We start from the raw sequence: 20,510 nt of genomic DNA, 5'->3' as shown, positions 1-20,510 counted from the left end.
CGTTCGTGCTGCCCTCGCCCCGGCGCCTCAAGTCTCCAGCTGACTTCGCTGCGAGCTTCAGGAACGGGGCGAGAGCGGCCACCGGGACGGTCATCGTGCACGTCCGCCGCCCAGACACCCAGAATCCACCCGAAGCAACGCGGGTGGGTTTTGTCGTGTCCAAGAAGGTGGGCAACGCGGTGACCCGCAACCGGGTGAAGCGCAGGTTGCGGCACATCGTCGCCACGCTGGAGGCACCCTTCCCCACCGACGTGGTGGTCCGGGCCCTCCCGTCGGCCGCCGTCGCCGGTCCCGAACTGCGCGACGACGTCGCCGGAGCTTGGCGTCGCGCCTTCTCGAAGGCCGCCTGATGCTGAAGTACCCGTTGATCTGGTTCGTCAAGGGATGGCGGAAGTTCATCTCCCCCGTCTACGGCGACGTCTGCAAGTTCCACCCCACCTGTTCCGCGTACGGACTCAAGGCCCTCGAGACCCATGGCGCCCTCAAGGGCAGCTTCCTGGCGGTGGCCCGCATCGTGCGGTGCCACCCCTGGTCGATGGGCGGGGTCGACTACGTGCCCGGAACACCCGAACGCCTAGCCTGGGAAGCCCATGAGGCATCCCTCGACCGTGAGGTAAGCAAGTGATCGATCTGTTCGTCCCGCTGAGCATCTGGGACTCCATCTACGGCGGCCTGTCGACGATGATGCAGCCGCTGTACTGGGCGGTGTCCGGCCTGCTCGTCATGTTCCACTGGGTGTGGGGGATCTGGCTGAGCCTCCCGGCCGGCGTCGCCTGGACCCTGGCGATCGTCTCCCTCACCGTGGTGGTGCGGACGGCGATGATCCCGCTCTTCGTGAAGCAGATCAACAGCTCGCGCAACATGCAGCTGTTGCAGCCCAAGATGCAGGAGCTGCAGAAGAAGTACGGCGCGGACCGCGAGCGGCTGGGCCAGGAGACCATGAAGCTGTACAAGGACGAGGGCGTCAACCCCATGGCCTCGTGCTTCCCCCTCCTGATCCAGATGCCGATCTTCCTCGCGCTCTTCCGCGTGCTCCAGGGCGCGTCCGACGGGCAGGTCCGCGGCCAGTGGCTGAAGGACAACCCCGCCCTGGTGGAGTCCCTGCAGGAGGCGCAGCTGTTCGGTGCCGGGCTGGCGGAGCGCATCTTCCCCCTCACCCCGTTCGGCGCGACGCAGGTCTTCGGCATCCTCCTGGTGCTGGCCATGGTGGCTGCGCTGTTCGTCACGCAGCTGCAGCTCATGCGCAAGAACATGCCCCCGTCGGCCCTGGAGGGACCGATGGCGCAGCAGCAGAAGATGATGCTGTACCTCTTCCCCATCATCTACGCCGTGTCGTCGGTCGTGATCCCGATCGGCGTGCTCATCTACTGGCTCGCCTCGAACATCTGGACGATGGTCCAGCAGGGGCTGCTCATCCGGAACAACCCGGCCCCGAACACTCCCGCGTACATCGACTGGGAAGAGCGCATGCGCGCCAAGGGCAAGGACCCCGAAGAGATCATCCGTGAACGGCGCGAGAAGCGTCGCAAGCAGAAGGCCGCCAAGACGAACACCACCCGCACCGTGCGTGGCGCCGCGGTGGCCACCGACGAGGCCGAGACCGACCTCAAGGCCGCCGAGGAGCAGGCGGAGGCTCGCCCCAAGGTGCAGCGGCAGCAGGTCAACCGCGTGACCGTCCGTACCGACGCGGACGGCAAGCGGGTCGTGACGAGGCAGCAGCCCCAGGCGAAGTCTCGTTCCCAGCGCAAGAAGAAGTGAAAGGAACTTCATGAGTGACAACCAGGCCAGCCTGCTGGCTGAGGGCGATCTCGTCGCCGACTACCTCGAGGAACTCCTCGACATCGCCGACCTGGACGGGGACATCGAGAACTCCGTCGCCGAGGGTCGCGCGCTCGTCGCCATCGACACCGACTCCGAGCTGCTCGTCGGCAAGAACGGTGAGGTCTTGGAGGCGCTGCAGGAGCTCGCCCGCCTCGTCGTGATGACCGAGACCGGGCACCGTTCGCGGATCATGGTCGACGTCGCCGGCTACCGAGAGAAGCGCCGCGCTGAGCTGATCGCGATGGCGAAGGACGCGATCGCCGAGGTGCAGGAGACGGGCGATCCCGTGCGCCTGATGCCGCTGAACGCATTCGAGCGGAAGATCGTCCACGACGAGGTCGCCGCCGCTGGCCTGGTGAGCGAGTCCGAGGGCGAGCCGCCGAACCGGCGTGTGGTGGTGCAGAAGGCGTGAGCGTCGCACCGACGAACGAGAGCGCGGCTTCGGCCGCGCTCTTGTCTTTGTATGCACAAGCGGGCGAACTACTAAATCGATATGTCGATATACTGGCAAGTCGTGGTATCGACTGGGGCTTGATGGGCCCACGGGAGGGTGGCAAGCTGTGGAGCCGACACGTCGCGAACTCCCTCGCACTCGTCGACGTCCTTCCCGTGGGGGTCTCTGTTGCGGACGTCGGCAGCGGCGCGGGCCTACCGGGCCTCCCCGTGGCGATCGTGCGCCCGGACCTCCGCATCGCCCTCATCGAACCCCTCCAGCGACGGGCGGAGTTCCTCAGCCTGGCAGTGGACGAGCTCGGCCTGGGCGAGAGGGTCACCGTCGTCCGCGCACGAGCCGAGGAATACTCCCCCACGGCTGATCTCCCCAAGACCTTCGACGTCGTCACCTGTCGGGCGGTGGCCCCCCTCGGTCGGCTCCTGGGTTGGACCGGTGGCCTCTTCCTCCCAGCCGGGGAACTCGTCGCCCTCAAGGGACGCACGGCTGAGGAGGAGATCCAGAAGGCGAAGGGCGTGCTCGCGAAGCAGGGTCTGGTCGCGGAGGTCCTGGAATTGAGCGCCGGCCCCGGTCTCGAGGGAACAAGGGCCATCCGGGTCCGTCGCGGATAGACGGCCACCGGCCGTCACCGTCTCTCTGATCGCGACCCGATTCACCAACCTCGGCCCCTCAGCTCCGGCGTCCGTTCCACGTGGAACGCATCACCCCCCGTCGGCGGTGGGGCGACAAGCGTGTCGTCCGCGAACTTGGGTAGGATGCCCAAGGTCTAGAGATGGGAGATGCGGTGCCGTTGTTCTTCAGGAAACGGAAGCCACAGCCAAAGGCGACTGATCAGGACTTCTGGAAGGACGCGCGCAACGTTCCACGTGGAACGGGGGTCCCCCTCCCGACCGGCCCCAAGCGCGCGCGGTTCGACATCCCCGAGGACTACGACGCCTCGGACGAGTACGGCGAGGAGTTCGACGTCGAGGAACAGTCGACGCCCACCCTCCCCCGACCGAAGCACCCTCGGGTCTTCGTCGTGGCGAACCAGAAGGGTGGTGTCGGCAAGACCACCACGACGGTGAACGTCGCCATGGGCCTGGCGCTCGGCGGACTCAACGTGCTGGTCATCGACAATGACCCGCAGAGCAACGCATCCACCGCGCTCGGCATCGAGCATCCAGTTGGTACCCCCGGTACCTACGAGACCCTCGTCGAGGGCGATCCCATCATGGCGCACGCGCAACAGTCGCCCCACTCCCCCAATTTGCATGTCCTTCCCGCGACGATCGATCTTGCGGCGGCGGAGATGGAGTTGGCCGTGATGCAGGGCCGCGAGGCCCGCCTCAAGCACGCGCTGGAGCAATACCTCGAACAGAGCGGTGCCGACTACGTCTTCATCGACTGCCCGCCGTCCCTCGGGATGCTGACACTGAATGCGCTCGTCGCGTCCACCGAGATCCTGGTCCCGATCCAGACCGAGTACTACGCACTGGAGGGCGTGACTGCGCTCCTGGGGACCATCGACCGCGTCAAGGGCAACCTGAACGACCGTCTGGAGCTGACGAACATCCTCCTGACGATGTATGACAAGCGGACCAACCTGTCGAAGGATGTGGCTGCCGAAGTGCGCTCGCATTTCAAGAAGCAGACGCTGGCCACGGAGATCCCGCGGTCGGTGCGCATCGCCGAGGCGCCGAGCTTCGGACAGACCGTTCTCACGTACCAACCGCGCTCGGAGGGTGCCGTCGCATACGCGTCGGTGGCCGAGGAGATCGCGAACCAGGTGGAGACGAAGGAGTAGCCATGGCCACCGCAAAGAATTCACGCCTCGGGAGGGGCTTGGACGGGTTGCTGACCCGCACGGAGGAGTCCGATCCGCAGGCACCGGTGCTGCGCGAGGTGGAACTCGACGCCATCCGCCCGAACCCGAAGCAGCCGCGGCACAACTTCGACGAGGACGAACTCGAGGAGCTCGCGGAGTCGGTGCGCGCCTTCGGGGTGCTGCAACCCGTCGTAGTGCGGCCACTCGGCGGCGGACGCTACGAACTGATCATGGGGGAGCGGCGCCTGCGGGCGAGCGAGCGCGCGGGGCTTCGTACCATCCCCGCGATCGTCCGTCCCACGGAGGACGACACCCTCCTGCGCGACGCGCTCCTCGAGAACCTCCACCGCTCGGACCTGAATCCGATCGAAGAGGCGATGGCCTACGAGCAGCTCCTCGAGGAGTTCGGCTGCACCAAGGAGGAGCTCTCGGCACGCATCCACCGCTCACGGCCCCAGATCTCGAATACGGTACGCCTGCTGAACCTGCCCACCAAGGTACAGATGAAGGTGGCCGCCGGCGTCCTGAGTGCCGGTCACGCCAAGGTACTCCTCGGCCTCGACTCCGCCGAGGCCCAGGAGGCCCTGGCTGACCGGATCATCGCGGAGGGGCTGTCGGTGCGCTCCACGGAGGAGCTGGTGCTCCTCGGCAAGCAGGAGAAGCGGACCACGGGCGGTCCGCGCACCCCCAGGAGCCCGTCGGAACGGGAGCGTGAACTGGCCGGCGCCCTGAGCGACCACTTCGACACGCGCGTGAAGGTGAACATCGGTCGCAACAAGGGGCGGATAACCATCGAGTTCGCCACGGGCGAGGACCTCGAGCGGATCATGGCAATCATCGACGGCAAAACGATTAACTGACCAATCGACTCAACTACAAGCATGCAAACCAATAAAAGGATAAGTCGACATATGGCTACCGAGTACGAGGACGATCTGGACGCTCTGGAACCGGAGGACGTGCCCGGCGTGCTGCGGGCGCTGAAGTTCTACCAGGTCCTCGCTTGGGTGGTCGGCGTGCTGCTGGTCGTGCTCACCCTCGTCGCGATGCCACTCAAGTACATCTGGAACGACGGGCGCCTGGTCATGTACGTGGGGATCGCGCACGGATGGCTCTACGCGCTGCTCCTCGTCTCGGTGGTGTCCCTCGGGCTCCGCGTGAAGTGGCGCTGGGTCTGGTACCTGGGCATCGCTCTCGCCGGCACGGTGCCGTTCCTGAGCTTCCTCGCCGAGCGTCGCGCCACGCGGCACGTCCTCGAGCGCCTCGCTGACGTGCCGACGATTCAGCACGACAGGCCGTGAACTGAGCCCGCGGGGCACTTAGGCGGCCCCGAGGGAGGGGAAATGTCCTGACTACTACAGTCGGTCGTATACAGCGAACGTAGTAGTCAGGAGCACCCATGACGATCGTGGCGGATGTTGGGCTCGATCAAGAGCGGACGGGGACGTCCCGTCGATCCTTTCTGAAGTGGTCTGCGGCCGCCGGGGGGACGGCCGCGCTGGTGCCGGCCGTCGCCAACCTGGGCATGCCGGAGGTTCGTGCCGAAGGCGCCACTGGCATGGCCGAGGCCGACCGCACGGTATGGAACGCCTGCCTCGCGAACTGCCAGTCGCGGTGCCCGCTCCGCCTCCAGGTCAAGGACGGCATCGTCGTCCGGGTGCTTCCCGACTCGACGGGCTCCGACGAGATGGGCGATTTCAACATCCGTGCCTGCGTCCGTGGTCGCGCGCAGCGCGAGCGGATCTACAGCCCGAACCGGATCAAGCGCCCCATGAAGCGCGTGGGGGAGCGCGGCGGTGGCCAGTGGCAGGAGATCTCCTGGGAGGAGGCGTTCGACACGATCGCCTCCGAGATGAAGCGGGTGAAGGACACCTACGGCAACGAGGCCCTCTGGTACCACTACGGCTCGGGGTCCACCGGCGGCAACATCACCAAGCGAGGCACATGGCCGCGCCTCCTCAACACCTACGGCGGCTACCTCGGCCAGTTCGGCGACTACTCCACCGCGCAGATCACCGCCGCCTTCCCGTACACGTACGGTGAGTGGATCTCCTCCAACTCGCTCGAGGACGCGCAGCGCTCGCAGCTCCAGGTCATGTTCGGCAACAACCCGCTGGAGACGCGCATGTCGGGGGGTGGCGAGCTCGCCGTCGTCCAGAAGGTACGCAAGGACTTCCAGGTCCGCACCATCGTGATCGACCCCCGTTACTCGGACACCGCCGCGATCGCCGGCGACGACTGGGTCCCGATCCGGCCGGGCACCGACGCGGCCCTCATCGCCGGCATGATCCACGTGATGGTGGAGGAGGGCCTCCACGACCAGGCGTTCCTGGACAAGTACTGCGTCGGGTTCGACGAGGCCACCCTCCCCGAAGGGGCGCCGGCGAACTCGTCGTACCGGGCCTACCTGGCCGGCAAGGGAACGGACGGGATCGAGAAGACCCCCGAATGGGCCGCCGAGATCACCGGCGTTCCGGCCGCCAGGATCCGCAAGCTCGCCCGCGAGATCGCCGCGGCCAAGCCGGCCGCCATCACCCAGGGCTGGGGGCCCCAGCGCCACGCCACCGGCGAGAACAGCGCACGGGCGATCTTCCTGCTCGCCGCGGTCACCGGCAACATCGGGATCCCCGGCGGCGGCAACGGAGCCCGGGAGGGCAACACCACGCTGCCGGTGAAGGCGTTCCCCCTGTTCGACGGGGAGGCGCCGCCCGTGAAGACGCAGATCTCGTGCTTCAACTGGATCGACGCCATCAACGACGGCCCGTCGATGACCGCGACCAAGGACGGCGTCCGCGGCAAGGAGAAGCTCGACGTCGGCATCAAGCTGATGGTGGTCAACGCGTCGAACACGCTCATCAACCAGCACAACGACATCCACGTCACCCAGGAGACGCTGCGCGACGACTCGAAGTGCGAGTTCATCGTCGTCATCGACCACCAGTGGACCGCGACGTGCGACTGGGGCGACATCGTCCTGCCGTCGACGACCAACTTCGAGGAGATCGACCTCATCCCGGGCGCCAGCTGCGGCGACATGGGGTGGGCGATCTACGGGGACAAGGCGATCGAGCCGGTGTTCGAGTCCAAGACGGGCTACGAGATGTGCACCGAGATCGCCCGTCGGCTCGGCATCGAGAAGGAGTTCACGCAGGGTCGCACGCAGGAGCAGTGGCGCGACTGGCTGTTCGAGCAGACGCGCGAGAAGATCCCCGAGTTCCCGACGAAGGAACAGCTCGCCGAGATGGGCGTCTTCCGCAAGCACAGCCCCACGGGGCCCCGCGTGGCGATGAAGGACTTCCGCGACGACCCCGTCGCCAACCCGCTGAAGACGCCGTCGGGCAAGATCGAGATCTACTCGCAGTTGCTGCACGAGATGTCGCAGAAATGGGAGTTCCCGGGGGAGCGCAGCGGCGACCGCCTCACCGCGCTGCCCGAGCACGTCGACTCCTGGGAGGGTGCCCTCGAGGCGCGCAAGTCGGAGTACCCGCTGCAGTGCATCGCCCACCACTACAAGGGCCGCACCCACTCGAGCTACGCGAACCTGCCGACGATGAACGAGGCGCACCCGCAGATGCTGTGGATCAACCCCGTCGACGCGCGGGCGCGCGGCATCGAGAACGACGACGAGATCCTGGTGCGCAATGCGCGCGGCACCGTCAAGACCGTGGCCCGCGTCACGCCGCGCATCGCGCCCGGCGTGGTGTCACTGCCGCAGGGCGCCTGGTACCGGCCGAACAGCAAGGGTGTCGACGAGGGCGGGTGCGTCAACACGTTGATGAAGTACCACCCGTCGCCGCTCGCGAAGGGCAACCCGGGGCACACGGCCCTCGTCGAAGTCGAGAAGGTGAACTGACCATGACCACGAACGCCACCGAAGCGGGTGCCAACTACGGGTTCCACTTCGACCAGACGCTGTGCACGGGCTGCAAGGCATGCCAGGTCGCGTGCAAGGACAAGCACGACCTGCCGATCGGCGTGAACTGGCGCCGCGTCGTCGAGTACACCGGGGGGTCGTGGCAGACGTCGGGCCACACGTTCACCCCGAACGTGTTCAGCTACTACGTCTCCATCTCCTGCAACCACTGCGAGAACCCCGTGTGCACGCAGGTCTGCCCGACGACCGCGATGACCCGCCGTCCCGACGGCACGGTCTACGTCGACGACGAGAAGTGCGTCGGCTGCCGCTACTGCGAGTGGGCCTGTCCCTACTCCGCGCCCCAGTTCAACGCGGAGACCGGGCACATGACCAAGTGCGACCTCTGCTACGACTACCGCGAGACCGGCCAGGATCCGGCCTGCGTCAGCGCCTGCCCGTCGCGGGCGCTCGACTGGGGCCCCATCGAGGAGCTGCGGGCCAAGTACGGGTCGACGAATGACGTCGCCCCGCTGCCCGACCCGCGGATCACCGAACCCCACCTCGTCGTCACACCGCACCGGGACGCGACCCGCTGGGACGCGGGCGCCGGGCGTATCACCAACCCGAAGGAGATCTGATGAACCTCCACGAGCTACCGATGATCCTCTTCACGGTCATCGCCCAGATGAGCGTCGGAACGTTCGTCGCGCTCGGCGTGATGGAACTCGTGATCGGGTGCCGCGCCGACCAGCACACCGTCCGCCGCCTCTACGAGCCGGTCCTGTACGCCATCGGGCCGGCGTTGGTGCTCGGGTTGGCGGTGTCGATGCTGCACATGAACGACGTGACGAACGTCCTGAACGTGGTCCGCAACTGGGAGTCGTCGTGGCTCTCGCGCGAGATCCTCTTCGGCATCGCCTTCGCTGCGCTGGGATTCGCCTTCGCGCTCACCCAGTGGTTCCAGTGGTCCACGCAGCGGGTCCGCGGGATCCTGGGGGTCGTGACAGCGATCGTGGGCCTCGGCCTCGTGTGGTCGATGGCCCAGATCTACTCGTCGCTCGAGCCGTGCCGGCCTGGGACACCCCCTTCGTGGCGGTCCACTTCTTCGGGACGACCGTCATCCTCGGGGCGCTCGCCGTGGGCTGCGCCCTCATGTTCACCGCTCTTGTGCGGCGCCGCAACGAGGCTGCCGTGACGGCACCTCGGCCCGAGCCGGACCCTGCTACCGGGAGCGGCCGGGGCGGCGTCGCACTCGTAACCAAGCCGACGACGGGCCTGCCCTCCGTGCGGGCCCGGGTGGCGGAGATCAACGCGCCCACCACCAACGCTGAGTGGGAGCTGACCACCCGGGTCCTGCAGTGGATCGCGGTCGTCACGGCCGTGGCCGGGCTCGCCGTCCTCATCTCGTACCCGCTCTACATCTCGGCGCTGGCAAGCAGCAACGAGGCGGGGCAGGCCGCAGCCGGCGTCTTCTCGGGCGGGTTCTTCACGGTGCGCCTCGTGCTGCTGGGGCTCGCCGCCGTGGTGCTGGCGCTGTTCTGGTACCGCAGCGCGGGCACCGCGGTGCGCGAGAATCCGAAGCTGCTGGCCGGCCTCATCACCGCCGCGTTCGTCCTCGCGCTGGTGGCGGAGTTCATGGGGCGGTCGCTGCACTACGACGCGCTGTTCCGCATCGGCATGTGACGCTCAGCGGGGGCGCCGCCGGTCCACGAGCCGGCGGCCCATCGCCCCGGCGCGACGGAACAAGCGGGGCCGGTACTCGTGGGGGAAACCCCAGGCGACCACCGCGAGGCCGACCAACGCCCCGATGGCGGTCTCCACGGTGCGGGCCAGGAGCAGCGGGCCCGGGTCCGTCGGGTGTCCGATCTGCGTCATCAGGAGCGCCACCGGGGTGATGAACAGCAGCGCCAGCGAGTAGTTGCGCCCGACGTACAGCTCGCCCAGGAACTGGGACAGGATCACCCACACCACGAGCTGCCACGGCTCCGTGGGGAACGACAGCAGGAACGCGGAGACCAGCACCCCGCCGCTGGTGCCGACGATGCGGTGCACGGCGCGGAAGAAGCGCGCCTTCCGGTGCGGCGGCGCGATGGGCGCGACGGCGGCCACCATCGCCCAGTAGGGGTGCGAGAGCTGGGGGACCAGTTCCATCGACAGGATCCCCAGAGTCCCGGCCACGAGCGGCGCGACGGTGAAGCGCAGCCCGTGCTCGACGAGGTCCCGGCGACTGAACCGCTCGGTCACCATGGGCACCGCCCTCGGCAGCGGGCGCTCCCCGATCAGGTGCGCGCCCATGCCGAGCACCACGGACACGCCCGCCGACAGGAATGCGACGAGTGTTGCCAGCCACACCGGTGCGCCGCCCTCGATCGAGCCGACGGCCGCGGTGGCGAAGATGAAGAAGATCGACCCGGCGGGCTTGAGGTTGTACCGGGCGGCGGCGACGGCGCCGAAGGCCGACACCACCGTCGCGACGAGCATCACCGCCCAGGGACCCGCCGCGAGTGCGCTGAGGACCGCACCGATCGCGACGCTCAGCGTGAGGATCCCGCCGGCGAGCGACTGGCGCAGGAACCGGGAGCGGGGCGACTCGTTCCGGGCGTAGATGCCCGTGAACGCTCCGAACGCCGCGTAGATCGCGAGGTCGAGCCGGCCGATCGCCATCAGGAGCAGCAGCGGCAACGCCACCCCGACGGCGATGCGGAAGGCCGGGATGTGGTCGCGCTGCGCCGGCCGGAGACTGAAGAACTCTTGGAGATGATTCATGGTGGGGCCGTCGGCGGACGGACGCCGACCGATGCAGCTTAATCCCCGGCGTGCAGGGCAGCCTCTGTGCTCCGCGCGGCCGCCTCGCGGCGGCGGGCGATGCGCTCGGCGCGCTTCTCCTCCTGGATGCGGAAGTTGCGCGCCAGGAAGATGGAGAACGCGATGGACGCGAAGGCGAAGACCCACCACTGGAGGGCGTAGCCCTGGTGCATGGCGGTACCCTCGGACTCCGGCAGCTCGGCCTCGGCGGGGGCCAGGCCCTGGGCCGCGGACTGACCATCCGTGAGGGTCACGTAGCCTCCGACGAGCGGTGATGGCCACGTCTGCGCAAGCTGCTGCAGGCGCACCGAGCCCTGGGGCCGGTCGGTGTCGTGGTCGCTGGCCGTGAATATGCCTTCGATCGAGGTCACCCCGGCCGGGGGAGCGGGGGCCGCGGTCAACCCGTCGAGCTCCCCGCGGACCACGGCGACGTGTCTCCCGTCGGCCAGCCGGAAGGCGGTGGCGACCCGCGCCTCGGTGGAGCCGACGACGACCTCGTGCTCCGGCAGGTACTCGCCCTCGGCGAGCACACGACGGCCGTAGATGTCGTCGATGCTGCCGTCCGGGTGGACGTGCTCCGTGAGCTGGACCGGCTCCATCGCGCGCCGCTCGACGGCGACGTCCTGCATGGACAGCTGGAACCGGCTCATCTGCCAGAGGCCGAGCAGCAGCATCACCGCCGCGACGAGGACGCCCACGGTGACGGTGAGGACCTGCTTCAGGCGGAGGCTCATCGCGCCAGGTCCACCAGCCTCGAGAACACCTCGCCCATGGTCCGGCCGCCGGCCTCGAACGCCAGCGGTGACAGCGAGGTCTCGGTCATGCCGGGCGCGACGTTGCCCTCGAAGAACACGGGCGTGCCGTCGGCACGGACGATCATGTCGGCCCGCGACAGGTGCCGCTGCCCGAGCGCCTCGTGGGCGGCGACGGCGACCTCGCCGGCGCGGGCGAGCACCTCGTCGGGCAACTCGGCGGGCGTGACGAACCGGGTGGCGCCGGCGGTGTAGCGCGACTCGTAGTCGTAGATGCCGGACGCTGGTCGGATCTCCACCGGCGGCAGCGCGACGGGGCCGTCGCCCTCGTCGAGCACGGTCACGGACACCTCGGTGCCGGCGATGAACTCCTCGATCACCGCGACCTCGCCGTAGGCGTACGCGCCGACGAGTGCCGACGGCAGGTCCTCGGCGCGCTCCACCTTGCTGACGCCGAGCGCCGAGCCGGAGCGGGCGGGCTTCACCATGAGCGGGAACCCGTACCGCTGGCTGATCCCGCGCATGATGGTCTGGGCGCCCAGCTCGCGGAAGATGTCCTGGGGGAGCGCCACCTGCTGGGGCGTCGCAATCCCGGCCGCGCTGACGCGGGCGTGCGCGATGGACTTGTCGAACGTCATCCGCGACGCCGCCCCGGACGAGCCGACGAACGGGACGCCCATGATCTCGAGGACCTCGCGCAGGGCGCCGTCCTCGCCGAGACCGCCGTGCAGCATGGGGACGGCCACAGCGTCGGGGTGCTCGGCGAACAGCGGCAGCAGCTGCGGGTTGATGTCGGTCTCGATGACCTCACGACCGGCCTCCCGTAGGGCGGTGGCCACCCGTCGCCCGGACCGGAGCGACACGTCGCGCTCGTGGCTCAGCCCGCCGGCGATCACGATGACAGTCATGGATACTCCTTACGAGGCGAGGTCGGGGGACACGGACGGGCCGTGCAGGCGCGAGGGCCGCGTGGTGCGGGTGCCGAAGATCTCCTGCACCTCCAGCTCGCCCTCGATCACCGACGCGAGCCGCTGCACGCCCTCACGGATGCGGTCGGCGGGCGGGAAACAGAACGACAACCGGATGTTGTTGGAGCCCTGGCCGTCGGCGTAGAACGCCGCGCCAGGCACGTACGCGACGCGCGCGTTGACCCCCCGCGGGAGCATCGCCTGCGCGTCGAGACCGTCGGGCAGCGTCAGCCAGACGAAGAAGCCGCCCGCCGGATGGGTCCAGCTGACGCCGTGCGGCATGCGCTCGGAGAGCTCCTCGAGCATCGCGTCGCGGCGGCCGCGGTACATGTGGCGGTAGGTGACGATCTGGCCGCGCCAGTCGTAGTGCTCGAGGTAGTCCGCGATGGCGAACTGCGAGAACACCGGCGGGCACAGCGTCGCGGACTCCTGCGCGAGCACCAGCTTCTCCCGGACGCCGTGGGGCGCGAGCACCCACCCGACCCGGAAGCCGGGGGCGAAGATCTTCGAGAAGCTGCCGAGGTAGATCACGTCGGGGTCGGTGGCACGCATGGCGGGCTGCGGCTCGCCCTCGAGCGTGAGCAGGCCGTACGGGTTGTCCTCGACGACCATCACGTCCCCCGCGTTGCACACGTCGACGACCTCGCGGCGCCGCGCCTGCGACTGCGTGAGCCCGGAGGGGTTGGAGAAGTTCGGGATCGTGTACAGGAACTTGACCCGCTTGCCCTCGGACTTCAGCCGCACGATCGTGTCGCGGAGCGCTGCGGGGTCGATGCCCTCGTCGTCGGAGGCGACGTGCACCACCTCGGTCTGGTAGCTGAGGAAGGTGCCGAGCGCGCCGACGTAGCTCGGGGACTCGGCGAGGATCACGTCACCCGGATCACAGAACACGCGGGTGACCAGGTCGAGCCCCTGCTGGGAGCCGGCGGTGATGACGATGTCGTCCGGGTGGGCGGTGATGCCCTCCAGGGCCATCACGTCGAGGATCTTCTCCCGGATGCGCAGTTCGCCCTGGCCGGAGCCGTACTGCATGATCTGCGCGCCGTGGTCGCGGATCAGGCGCGCCATGTTGTCGGCGATGACGTCGAGGGCGAGGTCCTTGATGTTGGGCATGCCGCCGGCGAGGGACACGATCTCGGGGCGGTTGGCGACGGCGAACAGTGCACGGACTGCGGAGGCCCGCATGCCGTTCGTGCGATCTGCATAGCTGTCGACGAACCGGTCCAGCCGGGTGTCGTGTCGTTGGGTGCTCACCCTCGCGAGTCTACAAGTCGGTCGTCGGTCACTCGGGGAGCTCGTCCAGCAGCGTTTCGAGGGTCTCGACGCTCACGTCGGTGGCCCCGACGATGAGCCGGCCGGTGTCGTCGACGAGGCGCGCGCAGGCGGCGTACCCGGTGTCGGTGGAGGTGCCGCACATGGTGCGGCCGTTGGCGGCACTGCGTTCGGTGAGGTTGGTGATGCCCGCGTTGGTGAGGAACTCCTCGACGTCGGCCTCGGGCCGCGACAGGACGAGGAGGATGCGGGCGGTCCCGTCGGTGTAGTTTGCGTGGACCACTTCCTTGCCGACCCCGGGGGCCAGCGACGGGGCGGCGGTCTCCGCCAGCTGGAAGCCCGCGAGCTGCGCGGGCGGGGCGAGCGCCGTGGTCGGCGTCTCGGTGGGCGCGGGTTCCGGCGCGGTGGCCAGACTGCGGCCGAGCAGGAAGGCCCCCGCGATCAGGGCGACCGCGACCAGCACGGCGACGATCGTCACCAGCGTCGGTACGGGCGGCTTCTGCGCGCGGGGGCTCGTGCTCATCAGGCCAGCTCTTCGATGACCTTCTTGAGCGCGTTCTTCGTCTTGCCGCCGCTCAGCGACTTCGCGACGCGGCCGCCGCGGAAGAACTGGAGCGTCGGGAGGCTCATCACGCCCTGCTGGGCCGCGAGGCCCGGCTGGTCATTCGTGTCGACCTTCACGAACTTCACGTTCTCGTACTCGCGGTCCAGCTCGTCGAGGATCGGCGCGATCTGCTTGCAGGGGGCGCACCAGTCGGCCCAGTAGTCGACGACGACGAGTTCCGGCGCCATCAGCACCTCGTCGGCGAACGTCGACTCGATGACAGCCTTCATAGCCATGTTGCTCCTTGGGTTTCAGTCGTTGAGGCTCGCGAGGTACTTCTCCGCGTCGAGCGCGGCCTCGCAGCCGGTGCCGGCGGCGGTGATCGCCTGGCGGTAGCGGTGGTCCACCAGGTCGCCGCAGGCGAAGACGCCGGGGGCGCTGGTCTGGGTGGTGTCGGTCTCCACCAGGACGTAGCCCTCGGGGTCGAGCTTGACGTGGTCCTTCACGAGCTCCGAGCGGGGGTCGTGGCCGATGGCGACGAACACGCCCGAGACCGGCAGGTCCCGCGTGTCGCCGGTGAGCGTGTCGGTCAGCGTCAGGGACTCGACCGAGTTCTCGCCGTTGATGGACGTCACCACCGAGTTCCAGGCGAAGTCGATCTTCGGGTCGTTCTTCGCGCGCTCGGCCATGATGTGCGACGCGCGGAGCTCGTCGCGGCGGTGGACCATCGTCACCGAGGAACCGAAGCGGGACAGGAACGTCGCCTCCTCGACGGCGGAGTCGCCGCCGCCGATGACGGCGATCGGCTTGTCACGGAAGAAGGCGCCGTCGCAGGTGGCGCACCAGCTGACGCCGCGGCCGGAGAGTCGGTCCTCCCCTTCGAGTCCGAGGCGCCGGTAGCCGGAGCCCATGGCCAGGATGATGGCCTTGGCGCGGTACTCGGTGCCGTCGGAGTCCTTGACGACCTTGATGTCACCGGAGAAGTCGACCTCGGTGACGTCGTCGGCGACGAGCTCGGCGCCGAAGCGCTCGGCCTGCTGACGCATGTTCATCATCAGGTCGGGGCCCATGATGCCCTCGGGGAAGCCGGGGAAGTTCTCGACCTCGGTCGTGGTCATCAGGGCGCCGCCGGCATCTAGGGCGCCCTCGAAGACGAGCGGGTTCAGGTTCGCGCGGGCGGCGTAGATGGCGGCCGTGTAGCCGGCCGGGCCGGAACCGATGACGATGACCTCGCGCACGTCGGACATGCAGATCCTTTGAAAGAGAAGAGGGGAACGATCGTGTTCATACTAGACGACGGGGAAACGCCGCCGCAGGCGGAGCACTACGCCGTCGGCGATACGCTAGGGGCATGAGTGACATGAACCGCGACGACATCGAGGCCGTGCTCGCGGTGCGGCAGGAGAAGGGCGCGGAGATCGAGCCCGCGCTCGTCGACTCCATGGCCCGCCGGATCGAGGAGACGGTGCGTCGCCGCTACGAGGCGGAGGTCGCGCAGCGCGACCGCGCGGACAAGGCGTCGTCCTCCGGCCAGGGGGCCCGCGTGGCCGTCGCCATCACGTCGCTCGTGCTCGCGATCCCGCTGACCGCCATCACCGCCGAGATCACGGGCCTGGCGGGGATGCTCGTCGCGTGGATCGGTATCGTCCTGGTCAACATGGCGATGGCGATGCGTCGCCCGCCGCAGCAATAGAAAGAGGTTGGGTCGAAATGGGTCGGATCACGACGGTGCACGCAGGGGCGTCTGTCAAGCCTTCCAAGCTGGAGCTGCTGGCGCCGTGGCTGCGCCTGCAGCCCTGGTTCCAGGGTGACACGGCCCACCTCACCACGGTCGGCAACTTCCGCTTCGAGGACCCGGCGGGCGAGGTGGGGATGGACTCCCTGCTGATCGAGTCCCGCGGCGACATCTACTACGTGCCGGTCACCTGGCGTTCCCGGCCGGTCGCCGGACCCTCGGACCTGATCGGGCAGGCCGACCACAGCGTCCTCGGCCGGCGCTTCTGCTACGACGCGATGACCGATCCCGCCTTCATCGAGGAGGCCACCCGGGTCATCGTCGAGGGGGACACCAACACCGAGGTGCACACCACCGCGGGCGAGGTCCGCGAAGCGACCGTGCGGGTCAAGGGCAACGGCATCGCGTCGAACGGCCGCCTCCGCGCCGTCCGTCGCCTCGGCACCTACTACCCCGGTCGCGCCCAGCTCATCGCCCACTGGACGCACAACGGCGTCGAACGTGAGGACGTCCTCGCCGCCATCGGCTGAGGTCGCTCGGGTCTCGTCGGGCGCTTCGGATTCGCCTGCCCTATTTCAGGTCGTCCTCGACGACGGGCCGGTTGGGCCGACGCAGGCGCCAGGTCCGCAGCTCGCGCAGCGCCTTCTTCAGCGCCTTGCGGTTGTCGTAGTAGGACTCCTGGTAGTCGAAGACCGGCAGCCGGAGCTTGAACCTCAGCGCCAGGAGGCGGAGCACGAAGCCGACGACCAACGTCGCCACGACGTTGATCTCCTCCCGCAGGCCGACGGCGTCCAGCCCCACGTACATCAGGGCGGCCAGGATCGCGACGGAGGCGTACAGCTCCTGACGGAACACGAGCGGGATACGGTCGCACAGCAGGTCGCGCAGCACGCCGCCGGCGACGCCCGTCGTCACCGCCGCCACGACGGCGATGATGATGCCCATCTCGAGCTCCAGGGCGATCTGCGCGCCGAGGATCGAGAACACGACGAGGCCGAGCGCGTCGAGCACCAGGAACAGCGGGCGGAAGTACTTCATCAGTTGGGCGATGGACACCGTGATTATCGCGGCGACCACCACCACGACCACGTACTCGGGGTCGCGCACCCACGTCAGCGGGTAGTGGCCGAGCAGCACGTCGCGGATCGATCCGCCGCCGAGCGCGGTTACGAGGGCCACCATGATGACGCCGAACATGTCCATGCGTTCGCGTCCGGCGGCGAGCGCGCCGGTCATGCCCTCGGCGGTGATACCGATGACCCAGAGAGTGGTGAGCAGCATCGACGTGCGGGCGTCAGTAGGCGAAGGCGTCGTCGACCGCGTCGACGGGCACGTCCTCGAGCCGCTGCCAACGCCAGGCCGGGCGGTTGTCCTTGTCGACGAGCAGCGCCCGTACTCCCTCGGCGAAGTCGACGGGGATCACCCGCTCGGCGAGCTTGAGGTCCTGCCCGAACACCTCGGACAACTGCAGGCTCTCGGCTCGACGCAGCGCGCGGAGCGCGACGTGCACGGCGAAGGGGCTGCGGGCGCGAAGGTCGGCGGCGGCCGCGGCTGCGGCGGGGGAGTCGTGGGCCTCGAGCCGAGCGACGATCTCGCACGCGTCGTCGCCGACGTAGCACTCCTGGATCCAGGCGGCTTCCGGCGTGAAGAGCGGGGCGGGGAGTTCCCCGTCGGCCGACTCGTCGGCGATGCCGAGGCGGATGGCATCGCCCCCGGTGAACGCCGCACCGGTCAGCGCCAGGTGGGTGCCCACGGCCCCGGCGCGGGAGAGCTGGTAGAGCATGGCGCAGTCGGGGAAGAGCCCGATCTTGGTCTCGGGCATGGCGAGCACCGAATCGGCGTGCACGATGCGCCGATCGGCGTGCCCGGTGAGCCCGAGCCCGCCGCCCATGGTGACACCCCGCATGTGCGCGGTCACGGGCACGGGTGAGTCGGCGATCAGCATGTCGAGCGCGTACTCGAGCTCGAGGAACGCCAACCAGGGGCCGTGGCCGAGCACCTGCTCGCGCAGCGCCCGCACGTCGGCGCCGGCACACAAGCCGCGCTCGCCCTCGCCGGAGATCTCCACGGCGGAGACCTTCTCGTGCCGCAGCCAGCCGTCGAGAATCGCGTAAGCGGATTCCACCATGTCGTAGGTCAGTGCGTTGATGGCTCTCGGCCGGGCGAGGACGATGTGCCCCGTCTCGCCCCGGACTTCGCTGCGGATGTGTTCAGACATGATGGCCGCAAGTGTACCGATTTGTCATGAGGAACGACCCCAATCAGGCGGGGGCTTCCGCGACCCGGCAGACTGGACTTCGGAAAGGGTGTGCACATGGATCTGGAGCAGCGGGCGGCGTCCCTCCGAGCGATGCGCGACGATACCTTCGACGTACTGGTTGTCGGGGGCGGCGTGACCGGGGCGGGCATCGCGCTCGACGCGGCCTCGCGCGGCCTGAGGACCGCGATCGTGGAGGCACAGGACTGGGCCGCGGGCACGTCGTCGCGCTCGTCACGACTGGTCCACGGCGGCTTGCGCTACCTCTACCAGCTCGACTTCAAGCTGGTCGCCGAGGCGCTCAAGGAGCGCGGCCGGCTGCTGAGCCGCATCGCCCCCCACCTCGTCGAGGCGCAGCCCTTCCTCTGGCCGCTGAAGACCCGGGTGATCGAGCGCGCCTACTCCGCCGTCGGCGTGGGCCTCTACGACGCGCTCGCCCTGGCCGGCAGCGGCTTCCGCAAGACGGTCCCCGTCCAGCGGCACCTGTCCCACCGGGGTGCGCTGCGACGCTTCCCCGACGTGGACCCGAAGGCGCTCGTCGGCGCCATCGAGTTCTACGACGCCCGTGTCGACGACGCGCGCCTGGTCATCACGCTGGTCCGCACCGCCGTCCATCACGGCGCCGAGGCGGTCAGCCGCGCGAAGGTGACGCGGATCCTCAAGGACGACTCGGGGGCGGCGAGCGGCGCGGAGGTCGTCGACCTCGAGAGCGGCGACTCGATCACCGTCAGGGCACACCGCATCATCAACGCCACCGGCGTGTGGACCGAACGGACGCAGGACCTCGCGGAGGCCCGGGGCGGGCTCAAGGTCCTCGCCAGCAAGGGGATCCACATCGTCGTCCCCCGCGAGCGGATCCGCGGCGACGCGGGCATGTTCCTGCGCACCGAGAAGTCCGTGCTGTTCATCATCCCCTGGCAGCACTACTGGGTCATCGGCACCACCGACACGGCATGGCACGAGCAGCTGGAGCACCCGGTACCCACCAGCGCCGACATCGACTACGTCCTCGACCACGCCAACTCGGTGCTGTCGCGGCCGCTCACGCGCGACGACATCATCGGCACCTACGCGGGGCTCCGCCCGCTCCTCCAGCCGACCGTCCTGGACGAGACGAAGTCGACGAAGGTGTCGCGCGAGCACACTGTCGCCGAGGTGGTCCCGGGGATGGTCTCGATCGCCGGCGGCAAACTCACCACCTACCGCGTGATGGCGGAGGACGCCGTCGACTTCGCCCTCGGCCGACGTGCCGCCAAGCAGCGCCCGTCGGTCACGGCCGACCTGCCGCTGCTCGGTGCCGAAGGGTACGTGGCGACGCGCAACCGCGCCGACGCGCTCGCCGGAAGATACGGCTTCGACCACGACCGCATGGAGCACCTCCTCGCACGCTACGGGTCCGAGCTGCCAGAACTCCTGGCCGCCATCGACGAGAGGCCCGACCTGGGCGAGCCCTTGGCCGCGGCCCCACAGTTCCTGCGCGCCGAGGTGCATCGCGCATGCACGCACGAGGGGGCACTGCACCTGGAGGACGTCCTGGTCTCCCGCGTGCGGCTCAATTCCGAGGCCCGCGACCGCGGCGAGTCGGCCGTCGACGAGGTGGCGGAGCTGTGCGCGCAGGCGCTGGGCTGGGACGCGGAGCGGCTGGGGCTCGAAAAGGCCAACTACCTGCGGCGGGTCGCCGCCGAGCGCGCCGCCGAGGAGCAGCCCACCGACGAGGCGGCCTCGGCCGCCCGACTCGCCGGGGAGCCGGTGGCCTGAAAAATTAGGGAGGCCGGACGCATGGGGGGAGCATCCGGCCTCTGCACACGCGTCTCCAGGGACGTGTTGGGGGGAACGAACGTACCTTCCGACGCGTGGCAAACATGAATATAGCTTGAGAACGAGGCCAGCGCCAGCGAGCACGGCGTGTCTCTCGATCGATTTATTTATGTCAGGGCATAAACATTCGAAGCGGTGCTGGATTCACTTGTCTGCACATGCCGCCGCGACAAGGGGATACATGCGTGTACTCAAGTCCCTTTGTGCTGACATGGCATCCGTCGCGGTATACCCGAGTTCCGACAATGGAGACGCTGGAATGTAAACCTGAGAAAAACCCCAAGTCAGGCTGGGTACTTAAGTACCTGGCTCTACGACCGCCGAGGCGATCAGGACCGGACCATCCTACCGGCGGGGGATGGGCCGAGCCGCATCGTCGCCATCCGTGTCGCGCAGGGCTGGGTCGTGGCAGTGCATTCGCCCC

The 20,510-nt window shown here is 68.7% G+C and carries 23 protein-coding genes and 1 pseudogene; 15 read left to right on the top strand and 9 right to left on the bottom strand.

From position 1 onward, the window contains the following. Positions 1 to 5 precede the first annotated feature (5 nt). The 12 genes and pseudogenes from rnpA (at position 6) to BLR46_RS02700 (ending at position 9,618) form a co-directional block, all read left to right on the top strand. Positions 6 to 350 (top strand): ribonuclease P protein component, encoded by a 345-nt coding sequence (gene rnpA, locus BLR46_RS02755; protein WP_093248710.1) that lies wholly within the window; start codon positions 6 to 8, stop codon positions 348 to 350. Further along, positions 350 to 583, top strand: a pseudogene (gene yidD, locus BLR46_RS02750) (membrane protein insertion efficiency factor YidD); the annotation flags it as partial. The gene rnpA and the pseudogene yidD, both read left to right, overlap by 1 nt. Positions 584 to 621: 38 nt before the next feature. After that, the gene (gene yidC, locus BLR46_RS02745; RefSeq protein WP_093248708.1) at positions 622 to 1,758 is read left to right on the top strand and encodes a membrane protein insertase YidC; all 1,137 of its coding nucleotides are present in this window, start codon (positions 622 to 624) and stop codon (positions 1,756 to 1,758) included. A 10-nt stretch (positions 1,759 to 1,768) separates the two neighbouring features. After that, a complete protein-coding gene (locus BLR46_RS02740; RefSeq protein ID WP_093248707.1) occupies positions 1,769 to 2,233 on the top strand; it encodes a Jag family protein in 465 nt (154 codons plus the stop codon). 41 nt (positions 2,234 to 2,274) lie between these two features. Then, complete coding sequence (gene rsmG, locus BLR46_RS02735) at positions 2,275 to 2,883, top strand: 16S rRNA (guanine(527)-N(7))-methyltransferase RsmG (protein WP_176761669.1); 609 nt, start codon at positions 2,275 to 2,277, stop codon at positions 2,881 to 2,883. A gap of 161 nt (positions 2,884 to 3,044) precedes the next feature. After that, complete coding sequence (locus tag BLR46_RS02730) at positions 3,045 to 4,058, top strand: ParA family protein (RefSeq protein ID WP_176761628.1); 1,014 nt, start codon at positions 3,045 to 3,047, stop codon at positions 4,056 to 4,058. Between the two features lie 2 nt (positions 4,059 to 4,060). Further along, positions 4,061 to 4,939, top strand: a complete 879-nt coding sequence (locus tag BLR46_RS02725) for a ParB/RepB/Spo0J family partition protein (RefSeq protein WP_093248703.1) — start codon at positions 4,061 to 4,063, stop codon at positions 4,937 to 4,939. Positions 4,940 to 4,990: 51 nt separating this feature from the next. Then, the gene (locus BLR46_RS02720; RefSeq protein WP_093248702.1) at positions 4,991 to 5,380 is read left to right on the top strand and encodes a DUF3817 domain-containing protein; all 390 of its coding nucleotides are present in this window, start codon (positions 4,991 to 4,993) and stop codon (positions 5,378 to 5,380) included. Between the two features lie 98 nt (positions 5,381 to 5,478). Next, on the top strand, positions 5,479 to 7,932 hold the full coding sequence (locus tag BLR46_RS02715; protein ID WP_093248701.1) for a DMSO/selenate family reductase complex A subunit: 2,454 nt from the start codon (positions 5,479 to 5,481) through the stop codon (positions 7,930 to 7,932). A 2-nt stretch (positions 7,933 to 7,934) separates the two neighbouring features. Continuing rightward, the gene (locus tag BLR46_RS02710; protein WP_093248700.1) at positions 7,935 to 8,573 is read left to right on the top strand and encodes a DMSO/selenate family reductase complex B subunit; all 639 of its coding nucleotides are present in this window, start codon (positions 7,935 to 7,937) and stop codon (positions 8,571 to 8,573) included. Next, on the top strand, positions 8,573 to 9,130 hold the full coding sequence (locus tag BLR46_RS02705; RefSeq protein ID WP_093248698.1) for a dimethyl sulfoxide reductase anchor subunit family protein: 558 nt from the start codon (positions 8,573 to 8,575) through the stop codon (positions 9,128 to 9,130). Before BLR46_RS02710 ends, BLR46_RS02705 begins: the two co-directional genes overlap by 1 nt. Further along, positions 9,127 to 9,618, top strand: coding sequence for a hypothetical protein (locus tag BLR46_RS02700; RefSeq protein WP_143008184.1), 492 nt, complete (start codon positions 9,127 to 9,129; stop codon positions 9,616 to 9,618). The genes BLR46_RS02705 and BLR46_RS02700 overlap by 4 nt, the downstream gene beginning before the upstream one ends. Positions 9,619 to 9,621: 3 nt before the next feature. On the opposite strand, the gene BLR46_RS02695 is transcribed toward BLR46_RS02700, so the two are convergent. Genes BLR46_RS02695 through trxB form a run of 7 tightly spaced genes read right to left on the bottom strand, consistent with a single transcriptional unit; the run spans position 9,622 to position 15,523 of the window. After that, the gene (locus BLR46_RS02695; RefSeq protein ID WP_093248695.1) at positions 9,622 to 10,701 is read right to left on the bottom strand and encodes an FUSC family protein; all 1,080 of its coding nucleotides are present in this window, start codon (positions 10,699 to 10,701) and stop codon (positions 9,622 to 9,624) included. A 38-nt stretch (positions 10,702 to 10,739) separates the two neighbouring features. Next, entirely contained in the window at positions 10,740 to 11,474 is a 735-nt protein-coding gene (locus BLR46_RS02690; RefSeq protein ID WP_093248694.1) for an SURF1 family protein, read from the bottom strand. Next, on the bottom strand, positions 11,471 to 12,400 hold the full coding sequence (locus BLR46_RS02685; protein ID WP_093248693.1) for a D-alanine--D-alanine ligase family protein: 930 nt from the start codon (positions 12,398 to 12,400) through the stop codon (positions 11,471 to 11,473). Before BLR46_RS02685 ends, BLR46_RS02690 begins: the two co-directional genes overlap by 4 nt. A gap of 9 nt (positions 12,401 to 12,409) precedes the next feature. Beyond that, a complete protein-coding gene (locus BLR46_RS02680; protein ID WP_245701455.1) occupies positions 12,410 to 13,714 on the bottom strand; it encodes an aminotransferase-like domain-containing protein in 1,305 nt (434 codons plus the stop codon). Between the two features lie 28 nt (positions 13,715 to 13,742). Then, positions 13,743 to 14,255 carry a hypothetical protein gene (locus BLR46_RS02675; protein WP_093248692.1) on the bottom strand — a complete coding sequence of 171 codons (513 nt, stop codon included), beginning with the start codon at positions 14,253 to 14,255 and terminating at the stop codon, positions 13,743 to 13,745. Next, complete coding sequence (gene trxA / locus BLR46_RS02670) at positions 14,255 to 14,572, bottom strand: thioredoxin (RefSeq protein WP_425441373.1); 318 nt, start codon at positions 14,570 to 14,572, stop codon at positions 14,255 to 14,257. Before trxA ends, BLR46_RS02675 begins: the two co-directional genes overlap by 1 nt. 15 nt (positions 14,573 to 14,587) lie before the next feature. Continuing rightward, complete coding sequence (gene trxB, locus BLR46_RS02665) at positions 14,588 to 15,523, bottom strand: thioredoxin-disulfide reductase (RefSeq protein ID WP_093248690.1); 936 nt, start codon at positions 15,521 to 15,523, stop codon at positions 14,588 to 14,590. A 104-nt stretch (positions 15,524 to 15,627) separates the two neighbouring features. On the opposite strand from trxB, the gene BLR46_RS02660 reads away from it, so the two are divergent. Further along, positions 15,628 to 15,969, top strand: a complete 342-nt coding sequence (locus BLR46_RS02660; RefSeq protein ID WP_093248689.1) for a hypothetical protein — start codon at positions 15,628 to 15,630, stop codon at positions 15,967 to 15,969. Positions 15,970 to 15,986: 17 nt separating this feature from the next. Next, positions 15,987 to 16,541, top strand: coding sequence for a maltokinase N-terminal cap-like domain-containing protein (locus BLR46_RS02655; RefSeq protein ID WP_093248688.1), 555 nt, complete (start codon positions 15,987 to 15,989; stop codon positions 16,539 to 16,541). Positions 16,542 to 16,581: 40 nt separating this feature from the next. Here the strand turns inward: BLR46_RS02655 and BLR46_RS02650 are convergent, their stop codons facing one another. Beyond that, a complete protein-coding gene (locus BLR46_RS02650) occupies positions 16,582 to 17,292 on the bottom strand; it encodes a trimeric intracellular cation channel family protein (protein WP_093248686.1) in 711 nt (236 codons plus the stop codon). A gap of 13 nt (positions 17,293 to 17,305) precedes the next feature. After that, positions 17,306 to 18,229 (bottom strand): enoyl-CoA hydratase/isomerase family protein, encoded by a 924-nt coding sequence (locus BLR46_RS02645; RefSeq protein WP_093248685.1) that lies wholly within the window; start codon positions 18,227 to 18,229, stop codon positions 17,306 to 17,308. A gap of 96 nt (positions 18,230 to 18,325) precedes the next feature. On the opposite strand from BLR46_RS02645, the gene BLR46_RS02640 reads away from it, so the two are divergent. Continuing rightward, a complete protein-coding gene (locus BLR46_RS02640) occupies positions 18,326 to 20,026 on the top strand; it encodes a glycerol-3-phosphate dehydrogenase/oxidase (RefSeq protein ID WP_093248684.1) in 1,701 nt (566 codons plus the stop codon). The last annotated feature ends 484 nt before the right edge of the window (positions 20,027 to 20,510 follow it).

The sequence above is a fragment of the Tessaracoccus oleiagri genome, from assembly GCF_900103275.1.
Lineage (GTDB): Bacteria > Actinomycetota > Actinomycetes > Propionibacteriales > Propionibacteriaceae > Arachnia > Arachnia oleiagri.
Note: the sequence above shows the minus strand (reverse complement) of the source record. Positions and strands in the feature narration are given on the sequence as shown.

Coding starts and splice junctions, on each gene's coding strand:
- BLR46_RS02640 (WP_093248684.1), top strand. CDS start 18,326: ATGGATCTGGAGCAGCGGGCGGCGTCCCTCCGAGCGATGCGCGACGAT.
- BLR46_RS02695 (WP_093248695.1), bottom strand. CDS start 10,701: ATGAATCATCTCCAAGAGTTCTTCAGTCTCCGGCCGGCGCAGCGCGAC.
- BLR46_RS02650 (WP_093248686.1), bottom strand. CDS start 17,292: ATGCTGCTCACCACTCTCTGGGTCATCGGTATCACCGCCGAGGGCATG.
- BLR46_RS02740 (WP_093248707.1), top strand. CDS start 1,769: ATGAGTGACAACCAGGCCAGCCTGCTGGCTGAGGGCGATCTCGTCGCC.
- BLR46_RS02715 (WP_093248701.1), top strand. CDS start 5,479: ATGACGATCGTGGCGGATGTTGGGCTCGATCAAGAGCGGACGGGGACG.
- BLR46_RS02720 (WP_093248702.1), top strand. CDS start 4,991: ATGGCTACCGAGTACGAGGACGATCTGGACGCTCTGGAACCGGAGGAC.
- BLR46_RS02660 (WP_093248689.1), top strand. CDS start 15,628: ATGAGTGACATGAACCGCGACGACATCGAGGCCGTGCTCGCGGTGCGG.
- trxA (WP_425441373.1), bottom strand. CDS start 14,572: ATGGCTATGAAGGCTGTCATCGAGTCGACGTTCGCCGACGAGGTGCTG.
- BLR46_RS02690 (WP_093248694.1), bottom strand. CDS start 11,474: ATGAGCCTCCGCCTGAAGCAGGTCCTCACCGTCACCGTGGGCGTCCTC.
- trxB (WP_093248690.1), bottom strand. CDS start 15,523: ATGTCCGACGTGCGCGAGGTCATCGTCATCGGTTCCGGCCCGGCCGGC.
- BLR46_RS02655 (WP_093248688.1), top strand. CDS start 15,987: ATGGGTCGGATCACGACGGTGCACGCAGGGGCGTCTGTCAAGCCTTCC.
- BLR46_RS02725 (WP_093248703.1), top strand. CDS start 4,061: ATGGCCACCGCAAAGAATTCACGCCTCGGGAGGGGCTTGGACGGGTTG.
- BLR46_RS02730 (WP_176761628.1), top strand. CDS start 3,045: ATGGGAGATGCGGTGCCGTTGTTCTTCAGGAAACGGAAGCCACAGCCA.
- BLR46_RS02685 (WP_093248693.1), bottom strand. CDS start 12,400: ATGACTGTCATCGTGATCGCCGGCGGGCTGAGCCACGAGCGCGACGTG.
- BLR46_RS02645 (WP_093248685.1), bottom strand. CDS start 18,229: ATGTCTGAACACATCCGCAGCGAAGTCCGGGGCGAGACGGGGCACATC.
- BLR46_RS02675 (WP_093248692.1), bottom strand. CDS start 14,255: ATGAGCACGAGCCCCCGCGCGCAGAAGCCGCCCGTACCGACGCTGGTG.
- BLR46_RS02710 (WP_093248700.1), top strand. CDS start 7,935: ATGACCACGAACGCCACCGAAGCGGGTGCCAACTACGGGTTCCACTTC.
- BLR46_RS02705 (WP_093248698.1), top strand. CDS start 8,573: ATGAACCTCCACGAGCTACCGATGATCCTCTTCACGGTCATCGCCCAG.